The sequence below is a fragment of the Colwellia sp. genome (assembly GCF_013214175.1).
Taxonomy (GTDB): domain Bacteria; phylum Pseudomonadota; class Gammaproteobacteria; order Enterobacterales; family Alteromonadaceae; genus Colwellia.
This window is the reverse complement of record NZ_JABSPA010000002.1, coordinates 1,222,837-1,239,682: the sequence shown is the minus strand read 5'-3', so window position 1 is coordinate 1,239,682 and position 16,846 is coordinate 1,222,837. Positions and strand designations below refer to the sequence as shown.

Sequence of the window (16,846 nt, the reverse complement as noted above, 5' to 3'; positions counted from 1 at the left end):
ATTGAACCTTACAATTGACAACGCTGTCATTTTACTAAAATGACACAGAAATAAAAATGCACCCGCTTGTATCTGGATGCTTTTTGCTATTTTTTGACATGGTGGATTGTGTTTATAGAGTGATAAATCCGCCTCTATAATTAATGCTAGGGGGCTTTATACTAGCTGTAATTAGTAACTCATTTTGAGTGATAAGGATATACTTTCTATTTTATAGTCAACAGTCGTTGTGCCTGAATAACTAAGGTATTCATAGTTTTCTGATACCGCCTCGCTCAAGCCCATATCAATAACGGAATATTCTATTCCAATGCTAAAGGTCTCATAAATACGGTATTCTGCACCAACACCATAATAAATATCGTTACCATCACCTTTTATTAGCACTAATTCATTTGGCAAAGAGGAGTTAGTTGAACTGGCTTCAAAATCCCAATTAGCAATACCTAAACGGGCAAATACAGAGAAGTCATCAAAAAGTGGTAAAAGACCTTTAATGCCAACAGTACTTGAAGAGCTTTCTATTTTATCAATAACAGCGTCACCAAACTCATCAATGTCAAATCCATCCAAGTTACCATATTTGTTGTGACCCAATTCAACAGCAAAGTATTGGCCAAATTGATAGCCTAATTTAATAGCCGCAGACATGCTATCTCCTGAAAGGTTTACTGTTTCGGCTATGGGCTCTGCTAACAACGCTCCATTTGTATTGGCAATTGTTGAAAAAGTACTTAGTTTGCCACTATTTTGAGTCAAACCTAAAGAGAGTTCTCCATAAAATCCAGCATCCGCTAAAGCGGGAACGCTGAAGAATAGAGTTGATACCATCGTTGATAATACCGAGGCAATTTTATTCATTGAAAAACATCCTGTTTCTTTTCTATGAGAGAATAAACATAAAAATATGTGTCTATTAAATTTAACATTTTTATTACATTTATAAATAAGCGGGCATACTAGCAAGGGGCATTAACAAACTCCATTGCTAATCCCCCTTGCTAGTATAAATATGCTTTCGCCCATAAAAAAACCGAGCACATGGCTCGGTTTTATCAACGGATATTAAACGACTAACTATTCGTCATCAAAATCAATATCGGCTTCATCTCTTGGGGTAAAGACTCTAACGCCTTCTTTTGCGATGATCTCAATATAAAATGACGTTAAACCGTCAACTTGAGTTTTATCAATGCGTTTATTAATGTCTGACAATTGCACTGGTTCAGCTTCTTCTTTGGTATTACCGAATTGGCAATCAAAGTCCCAATAATCAGCACCCGCTGGTAACTTTTTGTTGCGTTCTCTTTTAAGGTATTTTTTAACCTCGTTCTTTACCGCATCAACACGTCTTTCCAGTTTTACTTTTTCATGGGTTAATTCAAATGTTTTTTTCATGGTTGGCCTTAAGTCTATGGCTACAATTACTCGTTTTTACAACGCGAGCATAGGTGTAAATAAATCAATGCCAGTATTTTACGTTACTTTCACGCAAGTAGCGAGATAGTGATGGCAACACAAGTAAAAAAAATACTGTTGTTGCCCCCTACTGCTATTTTACCTTGATAACGTTAAACGGATAACTTGGTAGCAAAGTTATCCAGACAGAAAGGTTATAGCGATAACATCGCCTGTGTCGCGGCAATAAGGTGATGTTTAGTATTTGGCTCTACTGAAGCATGACCCGAAGCTTCGCTTAACACGAGTGTTGAGTTAGGCAACTTTTGATGTAATAACCAAGCATTATCGGCTGGGCAAACAATGTCATAACGGCCGTGTACTATTGCGGTTGGAATATCTTTTATTTTATCGCAATTAGCTAAAATTTGATTATCTGTTAAAAAACAATCATTAACCATATAGTGCGCCTCGTGACGTGCTAAGGTCCACGTGGCCTTATCATCACTTTTCGCATCAACAAAAGCTTGATCAGGAATTAAAGTACAGCAGCGTGTTTCCCATAGACTCCATGCGCTGGCAACCTTTTGCGCGAGCACTTTATCTTCACCCACTAACATTTCATAAGCAGCTTTGGTATTAGCTTGTGCGCTGCCTTGTGGTAGAACATCAACATAGTCTTGCCAATAATCAGGGAAGATACGTGTGGCGCCACCACCAGAGAAAGTCCAGTTAGTATCAACATCACGACCTAAGAAAATGCCACGTAACACTAAACTGCTAACACTTATCGGGTGAGTTTGTGCATAGACTAAAGATAAGGTTGAGCCCCATGAGCCACCAAATACATGCCATTGCTTAATTTGTAAGTGCTGACGAATTTTTTCTATATCAGCCACTAAGAAACTGGTTTCATTATTATCTAAACAACCATGGGGTAATGAACGACCACAACCACGTTGATCAAATAAAATTATATGATATTGCTCTGGATCGAAAAAGCGTCTGTCATTGATTGAACAGCCGCCACCAGGACCGCCATGAATAAAAAGCACTGGCTGACCTTGTGGGTTACCACATTGCTCAATATAAATTTGATGTTGACCATCTACATCGAGTAAAAAGTCATTAAATGGCGATATTTCCGGATAAAACTCATTCATTTTGTTCATACTTTTATTCTCTTCAAAGGTGATTTTTTCTAGGCTGGCCTTGCTTAGTGCTTGTTTTATCTTGCGCTAGTTCAAATCCAAGGCATATTTTTTTAATAACTCAATAGGCACTATTTCCAGAGCTTTAAGATGAGTTTTTCGTAAATGTACTCGCGGCGCTCTATCATTTTCATAAGCCTCTAACCAGCGTGCTGCACACAGGCACCAAGTATCACCGGCTTTAATGCCTTTAAAGTCAACTTCAGGTACGGGTGTTGACAAGTCATTGCCTTTAAAACGTGAAAACTCAAGAAATGACTGACTGGCTTCAATACAAACGGTATGTGAACCGACATCTTGTGCACAAGTATTACATTTATTATCTCGGAAAAATCCGGTTACTGGCTCACCACTGCAGTCTTCTAGTACTTCACCAAAAACATTAATTGACTCATCCATTGCTATCACTTGTTCCATAACTTGACCTTTATTAACTTGAATGTACTGAATATGCTGACGTTACCGCATTAGCGCGCAAGTTTATACTGTTACCCGCGATAAAAATGGCTCAAATCGCCCATTGACCGGCCGAATAGCAGTAAATGGTTAAGTAGCAGTGCCAAAGGCAGGGTTTTAGCAACTTTGTCGACTCAATAACAAGCTAGATAAGCAATCTACTGCTTGTTAAATATGGCTACATAGAATTTCATCAATTCTTAATCAATTGTTTTTTTTGATAATTAACTCAAAAAAACAAATAGTCTATTATCAAAAACTCAAAGCTAAATGATTTAAAATAGCGTGAGATAACTGTAATAATAAGCTATACATAAGGCATCGTTTATTCTTCTATGATGAATATTTCAAATGGACTTAGATAACGTGCGAGGTAATATGCAAGGAAAGTCGACGGCTCTGCGCTTTAAAATCAGTGAATTTACAATTCGATTTTCCCTACAAATAGCAGTATTGCTAATGGTCACAGGCATAGTCAGTGCCTACTTTTTTCTATCGAGTACCACCAAGTCACTGACCAACCACACATCAGAACTCAATGCACAGCGCTATTTAGAAGCTTTATCCGCCTTTCGCACCCTTTATACCAATGAAGTAGTGAATACCGCTAAAAAGCAAAACATCACCATAAGTCACGATTACAAAAACATTAAAAATGCCATCCCTTTGCCGGCAACCTTAAGCATGGCGTTAGGCAAGGAAATAGGTAAGTTTCAATCAGGTGCTCAAACCTTTTTATATAGCCGCTACCCTTTTCCTTGGCGAGAGCAAGAAAATAAAACGATTTTTAGCCAAGATTTCTCTCAACAAGCTTGGGATAGTTTAACGAAAAATCCAGAGCAAGCCTTCTTTCGTTTTGAAGAGGTTAATGGTCAGATGGCGATACGTTACGCTATTGCTGATGTTATGCGCGAAGGTTGTATTGATTGCCATAACAATCATGCACAAACACCTAAAGATGACTGGAAACTAGGCGATGTTCGAGGCGTGATGGAAGTAATTTTACCCGTAGACAAAGCGCAATTAACCGCGCAATCTTCGTTAAAAGCCACCTTTATCGTTTTGTTTGCAATGATAGTTCTTATCACTTTAGTACTATTTATCTTTGTTAGTCGCATTAAGAAAGATGCAAAAAAACTGGCTGACTCCAATGTGGAAATGATGAACAAACAAGAGCAAGTCAATTTTGCCAATGAAGAAATGGGCTTAGCTATCGAGCAGTTAGAGCTCAAGGCCAGCGAGTTAATTAGCAGCAACCAGGTTAAAGCTGATTTTATGGCAACGATGAGTCATGAAATTCGCACACCACTCAACGGTGTTATTGGCATGTTAAGTTTATTAAAGCAAAGTGAAATGACCCATGAGCAAAATCATCATGCTCACCTTGCCACTGTTAGCGCTAGCTCGTTGTTAAATATAATTAATGACATTCTTGATTTTTCAAAAATAGAAGCCGATAAGTTAGTCATTGAATCAGTGGAAATACGTTTAGCTGAGCTAGTGAGTAACCTTAGCTCTACCATGGCACATATAGCACACGAGAAAGACTTAGAGCTTATCGTTGACGTTTCTCAATTAAAGCATGTGGTCACCAAAGGAGATCCGCATAGGATCAGACAAATTCTGACTAATTTAATTAGCAATGCCATTAAGTTTACCACTCAAGGTGAAGTGGTTATCAGCACCAAGATTGAGACTATTGATGAAAAACATCTGCAGTTTTCCTGTTCAGTTACCGATACCGGCATAGGTATCGCGCAGAATAAATTAGATTCTATGTTTGAACGTTTTACCCAAGAAGATAGCTCAACGACACGCCAATACGGTGGCACAGGCTTGGGCTTAGCCATAGTAAAAAAATTATGCCAGTTAATGAATGGCGACATCACAGTAACCAGTACACAAGGCCAAGGTAGTACTTTTAGTTTTACCTTGTTATTAGAGTCCTGCGATACCCTTAAAGCAGAATTGCCACAAGTAGACTTATCGGCTTATAAAATATTAATTGTTGATGATAATAAAACCAATAGAGAAGTATTGTATGGCCAGCTTAAATTATGGGGAGCAGATGTCAGTCAAGCTGATAATGCTAAAACGGCGTTCTCATCTTTGACTGAAAACTTTGCCAAGGCTAGCGAGTCAAACTTTGACATTGCCATTTTGGATATGCAAATGCCTGAAATGAATGGCGCGCAACTAGGGCAAATAATAAGAGCCTATAAACAGTTCGAAAATTTAAAACTCATTATGCTTACTTCCTTAGCTAGACCCGGTGATGCACAGTACTTTGCCAACTTAGGTTTTGATTTTAGCCTGCCAAAACCTGTTATTACTGCAGATTTAGCCCATGCGTTAATTCAAACGGCAAATAGTAGTGAGCCAACTAGTCAGCAGAAATTATTACCCGCCAGCGCTAATAATAAGAAAATAACTATTAAACCCTTGCCTAAATCTACCCGAGTATTATTAGTAGAAGATAACGCCATCAACCAAATTGTTGCCAAAACCCTATTAACAAACTTAGGTGCGCAAGTTGAAATAGCGAATAATGGCGAAGAGGCACTAGCTTGCTTAGAAAAGGACTATTTTGATGTGATACTAATGGATTGCCAGATGCCGATAATGGACGGCTATACCGCAACGAGAGCCATCAGAAATTCGCAACGAGATTATAACGATATATATATTATTGCTATGACGGCAAACGCTATGAGTGGCGATCGAGAAAAGTGTATTAATGCCGGTATGAATGACTACTTAACTAAACCGGTCGATATTATTGCCCTAGAAAATAGTCTACTCAATGCGCTGAATATGTCCTTAGAAGAGCTTGAATCTGTAAGCCCCACACAAACCGAGCAAGATATTACCAGTAAAGATAATGCAATAAACACAGCAGATGAAAGTAACAGCGATCAGATTTGGGGGAAAGGTGAATTCTATAAAAGGGTTGGACAAAATCAGCAACTAGCTGAGCGGATAGTCGCTATGTATTGTCAGGATATACCCGGTGAAATAGATAAGTTAACTCAAGCGATGACGGCCAAAGATATAAAATCAATTGAAGCTATCGCGCATAAAATAAAAGGCTCAAGTGCCAACCTTGAAGCGAAAAAGTTGGCCCAGTGTGCTCTTGAGATTGAGTTAGACGTGAAGGAAAATAACTGTGTCGATATTGAATCACTATCAATTAAGCTAAAAGATAATTTTGCTGAACTACTCGTTGAGCTTGAAGAGTTCCTCGCCATTAATGTGCAAGATGAATGATAACTTAACTAGAATAGTTGAATTGGAAAGACTTAGCTGATGTGGCTTAACTGAATAGCTTCACTAAATAGAGTAGTTGTCGTCGCTTAGCCTTTGAACTTTGCAATAAACCATGGCAATGCCCCCTGCACTTAAAATGGTATCGGCTATAGTGCTTTGACACCATGACAGCCATTATCTACAATACTCACTCTTACCTTATGCACAATAATTCATTGATAAAGAAGCAAGTCATGTCGAATCAAGCCCTACCTAATAACGAAACTAATAACGAAACCGATATAACACAAGTCATCGCTTTTTTTAAAACCCTGCAAGATAGAATTTGTCAGGCACTAGAAGCCGCTGACGGCTCTGGAACTTTTGTTGAAGATAACTGGCAGCGTAAAGAAGGCGGCGGTGGTAGAACCCGCGTAATGACCAATGGCACAATAGTTGAGCAAGGCGGGGTTAATTTTTCCGTAGTTTCTGGCGATAAGTTACCACCTTCCGCCACCGCGCATCGCCCTGAGCTTGCTGGCAGAACATGGCAAGCTTGTGGTGTATCATTAGTTATTCACCCGAAAAACCCTCATATTCCTACTTCACACGCTAACGTGCGCTTTTTTATTGCCGAAAAAGAAGGTGAAACGCCTGTTTGGTGGTTTGGCGGTGGTTTTGATTTAACACCTTTTTATCCAAAAGATGAAGATGTAGCGCATTGGCATCAAACCGCATTCGATTTATGTCAGCCTTTTGGTGATAATGTTTATAACGATCATAAAAAGTGGTGTGACGAGTACTTTTATTTAAAACACCGTGATGAGACGCGCGGTGTTGGTGGGCTATTTTTTGATGATTTAAATCAGTGGGATTTCGACACTTGTTTTGATTATGTTAAAGCAGTAGGTCAAGGTTTTATCGATGCTTATGTACCCATCATGCAGCGCCGTAAAGATGATAGCTACAGTGAACCTGAGCGCCAATTTCAGCTTTACCGCCGTGGTCGCTATGTCGAGTTTAACTTGGTGTTTGATAGAGGCACTTTATTTGGTTTGCAGTCTGGCGGTAGAACGGAATCAATTCTGATGTCGATGCCACCATTGGCACGCTGGGAATATAACTATCAACCCGAAGAAGGTAGTGCTGAGGCTAAGTTAGCTGATTACTTGAGTCCAAAAGATTGGCTTAAGGTTTTGAAATAGAATAAGGGTAGTACGATTCTATAACATTTACTCTTTCAAACGACTCTAACATGCCTATGTAGTTTACTCCGGAAATTTTTGTAAACGTCATCTTCGAAGTCTCTGATCGAAGATCCATTGCTCTTTATACACTGGATTCAGGACAATAAGCTCCATGCATTGTCTAATAAGTGCCATCCATGGCACGTCCGATTAAAACACCACGGGGATGACGATCCTGAGCCAAGTGCATAGGTTTGAACTCTAAAGATAAAAAGTCTTATTTAATAAGGGCTAGCAATTACTTGCTAAGCCGCCATTAAATAAGACTCTCCTCTTACATTTTTAGCTTTACGCTGATACGAACCTTTACCTTTTTTCGCTTTAACCACCTGCATCTTATAAAGCTTTGATGTTACTAGTGCCGCTAAAAAGTTATCTTTAATTTTTCCCCTACCCAGCTCCGTTTCACTTTTCTTTGTTACTGTGCTCTTAGCTTTCGCTAATGCATTTGTCTGCTTACTCATGATTTATCCTTTTAAATTTTATCAATGACTGAATGTCATTACCTTATGGTAACGTTTGATTATTATACAGCTAAAATACACAAGCTTTGTAAAAAACTTTCTAGTTAAGCTTTTCCCTCAACTTCTTTATTTCTATATACAAAAGCAGCTAATAACGCTACTTTCTTGTAATCTATACCTAGATTACAGTCACACCGCACTCATTTAGCACAAGGACATTAAAGTAATAATGATCATTCAACAGCACAGCCAAGATATAGAAACGCCAACAGGCACCATGCGTACCTATGTTTATCGTCCACAAGCATCAGGCAAGTTCCCCACTATTATTTTTTACTCTGAAATATTCCAACAAACTGCGCCAATAGCAAGAACAGCAGCATTGATGGCGGGACATGGCTTTGTGGTACTGGTACCTGAAGTATTCCATGAATTAAACCCTCTTGGCACTGTGTTAGGTTACGACGATGCCGGTAAAGACAAAGGTAATCAAGATAAGTGGGCTAAACCTTTAGAGCATCATGATAGCGATACCCAAGCCTTAGTGGACTTCGTACATCAGCAAGAATATTGCACTGGTAACATTGGCACCATGGGCGTTTGCATTGGTGGTCATCTAGCTTATCGCGCGGCATTAAATGAGAATATTTTAGCTGCTGCTTGTTTGTATGCCACCGATATTCATTCAGGCGATTTACCCAGTGCTGAGGGCAATGACACACTAACACGCACTAAAGACATTAAAGCCGAGCTATTAATGATTTGGGGCAAACAAGACCCACATATTCCAGATGCAGGTCGTATGATGATTCACAAAAACCTTTTAGCTTCGGGCAATACGTTCTCATGGCATGAGTTTAATGCCTCGCATGCGTTTATGCGTGATGAAGGCGAGCGCTATGATCCTCAGCTTGCCTTAAGAGTTTATGGTATGTCAGTGGAACTATTTCGTCGGACATTAGCTTAATAGTACACTTACCGGAATTTTTATTCTGAGATAAGCACCACCTGTGCACACAGGCACTTAATGCTACACAGAGAAAGTGCACTTATGTTTACTCTCTTCTCGGTGTAGCGCAGCCTCGGTGTTCTCTGTGGTGATGTAGTCAGTTTTAACCTTTGAATAAATTAATAACTTACCACCGAGGCACTTCGTGCTACACAAGAGTTATTTCCCCCTAGCTGGCTATGCTGTGGGTCTCGACTTTAACGGCTCAACCTGAATATCACCGCCCTTTTCAACAAGTAAGGTAATGAGTTGCTCAGCTAACACGGGTTTACTAAACCAGTAACCTTGAATTTCATGACAACCTAAACCACGTAAAAACTCAACATGGCTTTCTTCTTCTACGCCTTCGGCAATTAAAGATAGATTTAAGCTTTTCCCTAACGAAACAATGGTTTTTATTATCGCTTTATCTTCATCATTTTGATGACAGTCACGAATAAATGACTGGTCAATCTTCAACTTATCAATAGGAAAGCGCTTTAAATAAGAAAGCGATGAATACCCCGTACCAAAGTCATCAATAGATAAATGTAAGCCAAACGATTTTAGCTGTTGCAGCACTGCTAGGGTGTTTTCTTCATTGTGCATAAAAACCCCCTCAGTAATTTCTAACTCAAGGTTTTGTGCTGGCAATTGTACATTTTCAAGAGTACTTTTCACTGTGTGACAAAACTGTGGATGAGTAAATTGACGAGGCGATACATTCACAGCAACAACAATGTCGATATAACCTAAATCCACTAAGCGCTTAGCAAACAGGCAAGCTTGCTCTAATATCCACTGCCCAATGGGAATAATTAGCCCTGATTGCTCAGCTAGCGGGATAAAATCTACTGGTGAAATAATCTCACCACCGTGCTGCCAACGAACCAAGGTTTCAATACCCGTAACGCGATTGCTCTGAATATCAAGTTGCGGCTGAAAGACTAAAAACAATTCTTTTTTGGCCACCGCATGGCGAAGTTTATTAATTAACTCACTATTATGTTGCCTATCTTCTGAGAACTTAGGCTGATAGAGGCAAAAATTATTATGCTCATCTTCGCTAGCTACCGCTAAGGCACTATGGGCACTCTTGATCAAAAAATTACGATCTTCACCATGGGTTGGATAACAACCATAGCCGAAATCCAATTCAACAAAGAACTCACCACAATGAGTTAGCAATGGCTGCTCGGCCACAGCGCTAACCACTTTTGTGAGTTTTTGCAGCGCTAATGAATTATTACTTTTATTACACAACAAGCCAAATTGACTATCATTAGTCTGATAAAAATAAACACCTACGGGTAATGCTTGAGAAATATTTTTAGCTAAGGCTTTAACTAATGCCTCCGTTGACTCTAGGCCTAATGTACTCACTTTTTCATCAAAAGCACGAATAGAAAAAATACCAATAGAGAAATTTTCTCCTGCTTTAATGGCATTATCAATATCGCGATTAAATTTATATTGGTTAGGTAAATTAGTCCCTTGATTATAAAACGCCAGATGATTCACTTGCTCTTCTGCTAGTTTGCGTTCGGTAACATCTTTAATGTGAATATCATAAGCATCAATCTCTTCATGCCAATAGACACTAATCTGTAATATATGATCATTAAGTACTTGCTCAACAACCATACTATGTTCTTGTTGTGAGCTCAGCAGCTGCCTTAAAGACAAGAAATTACTGGGGAGCAAATAGTCGACTTCATTAGCTTGATAGCCCACACAAAGCAGTAGTTTTCCACACGCGGGGTTAGCAAAGACAACCTCACCTACATTATTAACACTTAAGATGGGATTAGGATTTTGCTGTGAAAACAGCGCTAAGCGGGTATTTTTTGCTTGAGTTAGCATGTACTGGCGAATATACCAAGAAATAACCCCAGCAATAAGCACAATCGCCACGCCATAAATAATGACTAACCAACGTGAGATAGCCATTTGCGCTAACGTAGCTTGATGACCTTCATCCACAGTTTTTTTGGTTTGCATTTCAATAAATTTAAGTGTTGGCAGTAGTTGTCGCCTTACCTTTGATACTTGCGATAAGATAGCCCGCATTTCATCCCAATTATCTTCGTCAACTTGCATCGCTTGATAAAAATCGTCAAATAAAACAACGATTTTTTTCTGATCTTTAACAATAACAGCCGCTTCACTGGAAAAGCGATCTTGCGATAATATAACCGCTAAGTGCATATCAAAGGTATTCATAACTGCTGTAGATGACTGACGGAAGGTGTCATTATCTTGTGAACGATAATATTCATATATAACCCGCTCTTGCTCACTTAAATCAGCGATTAGTTCATTAATACTGGTCAAAATAGGGATGCGATGGCTAACCAGATCTATGGCGTTGCTTTTAACCTTTTCTGTTGATTGATAAACCACAAAGGATAATGCCAAGCCCATAAAAATGGCAAAGCCAGCTAATAGTGATGCTCTAACTAAATAAGGTTTGCTCATTGATGCCATGGTGAGTCCTTGTCCCTTGGAGAATTTCATTGGTTATTTTACTTGTACTAGATTGACAGGTTTTTTAAAGCAAAAATTACAGAGAATTAAAAATATATTTGCAATGACTATGACAGAGTAGCCGATACTTTATAAAATGACACCAGGGAAAATATTAACGTTTGTTGTTAGTCGATATTGAGCAGGCACTGTGCAGACAATAACTTTTCAAATTTTAAACACAAAAAAGCCTGAATAATTGCTTATTCAGGCTTTTTTTCAAACTTTCTTTACAGAAAAATGTATAAGAAATATTTCTATCTCTTAGCCAATTTTTCTTTAATACGTGCTTTACGGCCAGATAGCTCGCGCAAGTAGTAAAGTTTAGCTTGACGAACATCACCGCGACGTTTCACTTCAATTGAGTCAACAATTGGGCTATGTGTCTGGAATACACGTTCTACACCAACACCGTTCGAAATTTTACGAACAGTGAAAGCAGAATGTAAGCCACGATTCTTAACAGCAATAATTACACCTTCAAATGCTTGAAGACGTGATTTCTCACCTTCTGTAACTTTTACTTGAACTACAACAGTATCGCCCGGAGCGAATGTTGGTAGATCAGTTTTTAATTGCTCTTGCTCGAGCATATCAAGAATTTTACTCATAATACCTTCTTCCTAGTGTGCACAGTCTAAGTGGTTTGCTTCGCTTGTTTTTTAATTAAAGCGAGTGCTTTTTCCTGCTCAGCTGTCAGAGCTAGGTTAATTAATAATTCTGGTCTTCTAGTCCACGTTCTTAGCAAAGATTGCTCTTGTCGCCATAAGCGTATGTGTTCATGATTACCACTAAGCAACACTTTTGGTACTGACATTTCGTCCCCGTTAGGAGTAGTCATTACTTCTGGCCGAGTGTAATGAGGACAATCTAATAAACCGTTAGAGAAGGAGTCCTGCTCTGCTGATTCTTTATGTCCTAAAACGCCTGGCACTAAGCGTGCTACGGCATCAATCACATTCATCGCAGGGAGTTCACCACCACTTAAAATGTAATCGCCGATCGACCATTCTTCGTCAATATCTGACGCGATTAATCGCTCGTCTATGCCTTCATATCGCCCAGCAATAAATACTAGTCGATCATGTTGTGCTAATTCACTTACGCCTTGTTGATCAAGCTTTCTTCCTTGCGGAGACAAGTAGATAACTTTAGCCTTTTTACCACCATGAATGGCAGCATCAGCATCCGCAGCTTTACGCGCTTCAGCTATTGCATCACGTAATGGTTGCACCATCATTAACATACCCGGACCACCGCCATAAGGACGATCATCAACGGTACGATGTTTATCATGGGTAAAGTCTCTTGGATTCCATAACTGAAATTCAATTAACCCATTACGAATCGCTCGACCTGTTACCCCGTACTCCGTGATAGCATTAAACATTTCGGGAAAAAGGCTAATAACCCCAATCCACATTTTGTTTTTCTCTTTAGTAGAGGTAGTGCTAGTCACAAGTTAAAAACCCGGATCCCAGTCAACACAGATTTGTTTATTTTCAATGCTAACAGACTCGATAACTTGTTCAAAAAGATAAGGGATTAACCGCTCTTTCTTACTAAAACCATCATTTAAGTTAGCTTTCACAACCAGTACATCGTTAGCGCCAGTTTCCATCATGTCTGAAACTACACCCAGGTCGTAACCCTTGTTAGTCACAACAGACATACCTATTAAATCGCGCCAGTAAAAATCATCTTGCGATAATTCTGGTAACGCTGCTTCACTGGTTTGTATTTCTGAGCCGACTAATGCTTGCGCTTCGTCTCTGTCATCAATACCCGCCACTTTCACAATTAGGCCTTTGTTATGCTTGCGCCAATCAGTAATTTCTACTGTTTGTATCTTATTCCCTAATTTTAATGACCAAGGGAAATAGTCAAGTATGGCATCGGTTTCACCCGTGAATGAATGAATTTTCAACCAGCCTTTGATGCCATAAACAGCGCCTACTTTACCTAAGGTGATCTGTTGTTCTTTACTCACAAAATTCTCCTAATACCTACTAAGCAATTAAGCCGCAGTTGCGTCTTTAACTAACTTAGCCACACGATCAGATACTGTCGCACCTTGACCTACCCAATGGGTAATACGGTCTAGATCTAAGCGTAATTTTTCTGCTTGACCTTGTGCTGTTGGGTTGAAGAAACCAACTTTCTCGATGAAACGACCATCGCGAGAGTTACGGCTATCTGCAACAACAACCTGATAGAATGGACGCTTTTTAGCGCCGCCACGAGCTAAACGAATGGTAACCATATCGTCCTCTATATATGTTAAGTGTTAAAACGGATTTTCCAGACACTTCCTGCCGATAAACGACAGAAAAGCTCGCGTATTCTACGCTTTTAGAGGCTTTTTACAAGCTTTATTTATCTAATAGACTAGTTCGGTTTATTACTACTCTTGCCTATTTAAATAAAACATGGCGTAAAAGGATAGTTGGTCAGCTCAATACTGGGTTAAGTTTGCTGCCAGGACGGGGATTGCAGTAGCTGCTCAAAGGCTTTGACGTCAACAGGATGACTAAAGTGATAGCCCTGCATAGAGTTCACATGACTCACCGCCATAAACTCACGCTGCTCGGCAGTTTCGACTCCTTCAGCGGTTACGTGTAGCTTTAATTGCCTAGCTAGAGCAATCATGGCTCGAGTAGCCATGACATCAGTTTCACTTTTAGGGATGTTTTTTATAAAACTACCGTCTATTTTCAATTTGTTAAGTTTAAATTTAGATAAATACTTTATTGAAGAGTATCCGGTACCAAAGTCATCAAGGGCGATAGAAACACCTAAATCACTCAATTGCCTAAGTTGCACGATGGATTGTTTGGCATCCTTCATCAGAGTTTTTTCAGTAAACTCTAACTCTAGGTATTGGGGCTCTAAGTTACTATCAGCTAGCGAACGGGAAATGGTGGCAGCGCAATCCCTTATACCTAATTGCATTACAGACATATTAATTGACATCACTAATCCCGGATATCCCATCTGCTGCCAAGTTTTGTTCTGTAAACAAGCCTGGTTAAGCACCCAATCACCTATTTGTGCCATCATGCCTATATCTTCGGCAATGGGGATAAAAACATCCGGCGCCAAATTACCAAGGAATTCATTATGCCAACGTAATAAGGCTTCAACAGCGATGATTTCATTAGAGGCTGTTGATACTATTGGTTGGTAATGTAAAGTAAATTCATCCTTCTCCATAGCCTCAAGTAATTGTTCGGCAATTTTTTTCTTGGTGTTGACTTGCTGTTGTAACTCTTTAGAAAAGAAGGCTAAGCCATTACGGCCTTTTTCCTTGGCGAAACACATCGCAGTATCTGCATGTTTTATTAATTCTTTACTGTGCTCTCCATCATTAGGATAGACAGCAATACCAATATTACTGGTTATATACATTTCTTGCATCGAAATTCTGTAGCATTTAGTAAGCTTTACCAATAACTTAGCTGCAAAATAATTTATATCTTCTGTGGGCGAAAGTGATTCAAGTATTATTAGAAACTCGACACCAGTAATTCTCGCTAAGGTGTCACCAGAGCGTAACTCTCTTGATAAGCGCTTGGCGACTTGTTGCAGTAACTTATCACCACTCTCGTGGCCTTGTTTATCATTGATAGACTTAAAGTCTTCAATGCCAATAAATAACACCGCTATTGTGGTATTGCTTCTTGCTGCGCCTGCTAAGGCATGCTGTAAACGATTTAGGCAAAGTTCTTGGTTCGGCAGGTTAGTTAAGCTATCAAAAAAAGCTAGGCGTTTAATTTCTTCTTCGGCCACAAATTGTCGCTTCATTTTATTACGTAAATATAAGCTGTAGCGAATTAATAATATTAATAAACCAAGGGCAGAAATACTGGCGAAGGTAATGATTTCATCTAAGCGCCAATCTTGCTGTTTACTAGACATTTGCATGACAAATTCAGGTACATCGACTAAACGCGTTAGCCAGAGTGATACGGCAGTAAGGAGGATAATAAATATGCTTTCGAAAACAAAAGCAAAACGTTTGAAAAAGCCGACACTTTCAGCCTTTGCTGTATGTTCTCGAGTAACATTTTTACTGGCTTTGCTTTTAGCCATATAGCCGAATACCTCAATTAGAGTCTATAACTAAAGCCCACGGTTTACTTGCATGATTTACTTACAGAGTTTCATGACATAACTAAACAGTGAGCTTACTGTCAACAGATCACGTTAATTGACGAAGCGCTTTGTGCTATAAAAACGGAGAAATTAAGTGACTGCTAAAGAGTATAGCTAGCCTATAAGAAAATAGTTAACAACAAGTTATAAAGAACTATTTTCTCTGCTACCGCTTAGGCAGAAGACTTTGAGCAGCCTTTTTGAAGGGTTCAAAATATATTTGCAGCAAACTATTATGCCCTTGGTGATTAACACTGATGCCGTAAGTGATTTTTCCCACTTGTGAGGCTTTAATGTGACAGAAAAATAACCTATCCCATAGCGCAAGCGCTGAGCCGAAGTTACGATCAAAGTGCTTAGGGTTATCACTGTGGTGTATTTGATGTTGGGCTGGGCTTATCAAGTAATTCTCTACCTTATCACCCCAACTTAACCAAATATGACTATGGCGTAAATTTGAGCCACAAAAATTAAACATAAACACCAAAGCGTTTGCCCCTAAGATATCGTACATCTTCAATGTTGGACCAAAGAAGTAATAACAGAGCCCGACAACCAAACCTTGGGTTAACGTCATTCTAAAGGCGTACAGTAAGCTCTCAATTGGATGACTGCGATAAATGGTAAAGGGTGTAAGCACTAAAGCGGAGTGATGAACCTTGTGAAACTCCCACAACACCGGGACTTTATGCAAAATATAATGTAATAAAAAGCGGGTAAAATCATCAAATAAAAAAAGTAATACGGTAAAAATGGCAATAATAACGGTAGTAGATAAAGCTATGGGCTCTAGGTAACCAAATAGGTATTCTATTGCTGATGAAACGCCAATAGCAATAGGCGCCATGGTAATGACTACCAGCGGAAATAATGCTGATTTGATCAGTTTATTTACCACTAGCAGGACATAATCATGCCGAGCAGATTTATGTGTATAAACAGACTTTGGAAAAACAAAGCGTAAGAATGGCAACAGGGAAAAACCTGAAAATTTCAGCCAATAAACAGGAACAGCCAACGCTAGTGCAGAGAGTAGATAAACAATGTAAATACGTTTATTTGCATCAAAAAAATATTGGCTGAGTTCCGATATGTTAATTGATAAAAAATCCAGCACAAAACCGCCTTATAAGCTTTAAAATTAGAATAAATATA

At 39.2% G+C, this 16,846-nt stretch carries 15 protein-coding genes; 3 read left to right on the top strand and 12 right to left on the bottom strand.

Annotated features, from left to right (window positions below):
* Nucleotides 1–171: 171 nt before the first annotated feature.
* The 4 genes from HRT55_RS08250 to HRT55_RS08235 form a co-directional block, all read right to left on the bottom strand.
* Complete coding sequence (locus HRT55_RS08250) at nt 172–861, bottom strand: outer membrane beta-barrel protein (RefSeq protein ID WP_291620315.1); 690 nt, start codon at nt 859–861, stop codon at nt 172–174.
* A 216-nt stretch (nt 862–1,077) separates the two neighbouring features.
* Nucleotides 1,078–1,398 carry a DUF6172 family protein gene (locus HRT55_RS08245; protein WP_291620313.1) on the bottom strand — a complete coding sequence of 107 codons (321 nt, stop codon included), beginning with the start codon at nt 1,396–1,398 and terminating at the stop codon, nt 1,078–1,080.
* A 215-nt stretch (nt 1,399–1,613) separates the two neighbouring features.
* Entirely contained in the window at nt 1,614–2,570 is a 957-nt protein-coding gene (pip, locus tag HRT55_RS08240) for a prolyl aminopeptidase (RefSeq protein WP_291620311.1), read from the bottom strand.
* 66 nt (nt 2,571–2,636) lie between these two features.
* Nucleotides 2,637–3,014, bottom strand: coding sequence for a DUF2237 domain-containing protein (locus HRT55_RS08235; protein ID WP_291620469.1), 378 nt, complete (start codon nt 3,012–3,014; stop codon nt 2,637–2,639).
* A gap of 402 nt (nt 3,015–3,416) precedes the next feature.
* Here HRT55_RS08235 and HRT55_RS08230 point away from each other — a divergent pair, with 402 nt between their 5' ends.
* Both HRT55_RS08230 and hemF read left to right on the top strand, forming a co-directional pair.
* Complete coding sequence (locus HRT55_RS08230; RefSeq protein WP_291620310.1) at nt 3,417–6,332, top strand: response regulator; 2,916 nt, start codon at nt 3,417–3,419, stop codon at nt 6,330–6,332.
* 233 nt (nt 6,333–6,565) lie between these two features.
* Nucleotides 6,566–7,516 carry an oxygen-dependent coproporphyrinogen oxidase gene (gene hemF, locus HRT55_RS08225; protein WP_291620308.1) on the top strand — a complete coding sequence of 317 codons (951 nt, stop codon included), beginning with the start codon at nt 6,566–6,568 and terminating at the stop codon, nt 7,514–7,516.
* Between the two features lie 287 nt (nt 7,517–7,803).
* Here hemF and HRT55_RS08220 read toward each other — a convergent pair whose 3' ends face one another.
* A complete protein-coding gene (locus tag HRT55_RS08220) occupies nt 7,804–8,022 on the bottom strand; it encodes an alternative ribosome-rescue factor A (protein WP_291620306.1) in 219 nt (72 codons plus the stop codon).
* Nucleotides 8,023–8,251: 229 nt separating this feature from the next.
* On the opposite strand from HRT55_RS08220, the gene HRT55_RS08215 reads away from it, so the two are divergent.
* Nucleotides 8,252–8,989 carry a dienelactone hydrolase family protein gene (locus HRT55_RS08215; protein ID WP_291620304.1) on the top strand — a complete coding sequence of 246 codons (738 nt, stop codon included), beginning with the start codon at nt 8,252–8,254 and terminating at the stop codon, nt 8,987–8,989.
* Between the two features lie 219 nt (nt 8,990–9,208).
* On the opposite strand, the gene HRT55_RS08210 is transcribed toward HRT55_RS08215, so the two are convergent.
* From HRT55_RS08210 to HRT55_RS08180, 7 genes are all read right to left on the bottom strand, one after another.
* Entirely contained in the window at nt 9,209–11,527 is a 2,319-nt protein-coding gene (locus HRT55_RS08210; RefSeq protein WP_291620302.1) for an EAL domain-containing protein, read from the bottom strand.
* A 266-nt stretch (nt 11,528–11,793) separates the two neighbouring features.
* The gene (gene rplS, locus HRT55_RS08205) at nt 11,794–12,147 is read right to left on the bottom strand and encodes a 50S ribosomal protein L19 (protein ID WP_291615865.1); all 354 of its coding nucleotides are present in this window, start codon (nt 12,145–12,147) and stop codon (nt 11,794–11,796) included.
* A 26-nt stretch (nt 12,148–12,173) separates the two neighbouring features.
* Nucleotides 12,174–12,959, bottom strand: coding sequence for a tRNA (guanosine(37)-N1)-methyltransferase TrmD (gene trmD, locus HRT55_RS08200; RefSeq protein WP_291620467.1), 786 nt, complete (start codon nt 12,957–12,959; stop codon nt 12,174–12,176).
* 39 nt (nt 12,960–12,998) lie between these two features.
* Nucleotides 12,999–13,526 (bottom strand): ribosome maturation factor RimM, encoded by a 528-nt coding sequence (gene rimM, locus HRT55_RS08195; protein ID WP_291620300.1) that lies wholly within the window; start codon nt 13,524–13,526, stop codon nt 12,999–13,001.
* Between the two features lie 27 nt (nt 13,527–13,553).
* Nucleotides 13,554–13,799, bottom strand: a complete 246-nt coding sequence (rpsP, locus tag HRT55_RS08190; protein WP_011044805.1) for a 30S ribosomal protein S16 — start codon at nt 13,797–13,799, stop codon at nt 13,554–13,556.
* A 203-nt stretch (nt 13,800–14,002) separates the two neighbouring features.
* On the bottom strand, nt 14,003–15,628 hold the full coding sequence (locus HRT55_RS08185; protein ID WP_291620297.1) for an EAL domain-containing protein: 1,626 nt from the start codon (nt 15,626–15,628) through the stop codon (nt 14,003–14,005).
* Between the two features lie 229 nt (nt 15,629–15,857).
* A complete protein-coding gene (locus HRT55_RS08180; protein WP_291620295.1) occupies nt 15,858–16,808 on the bottom strand; it encodes a sterol desaturase family protein in 951 nt (316 codons plus the stop codon).
* Nucleotides 16,809–16,846: the final 38 nt, after the last annotated feature.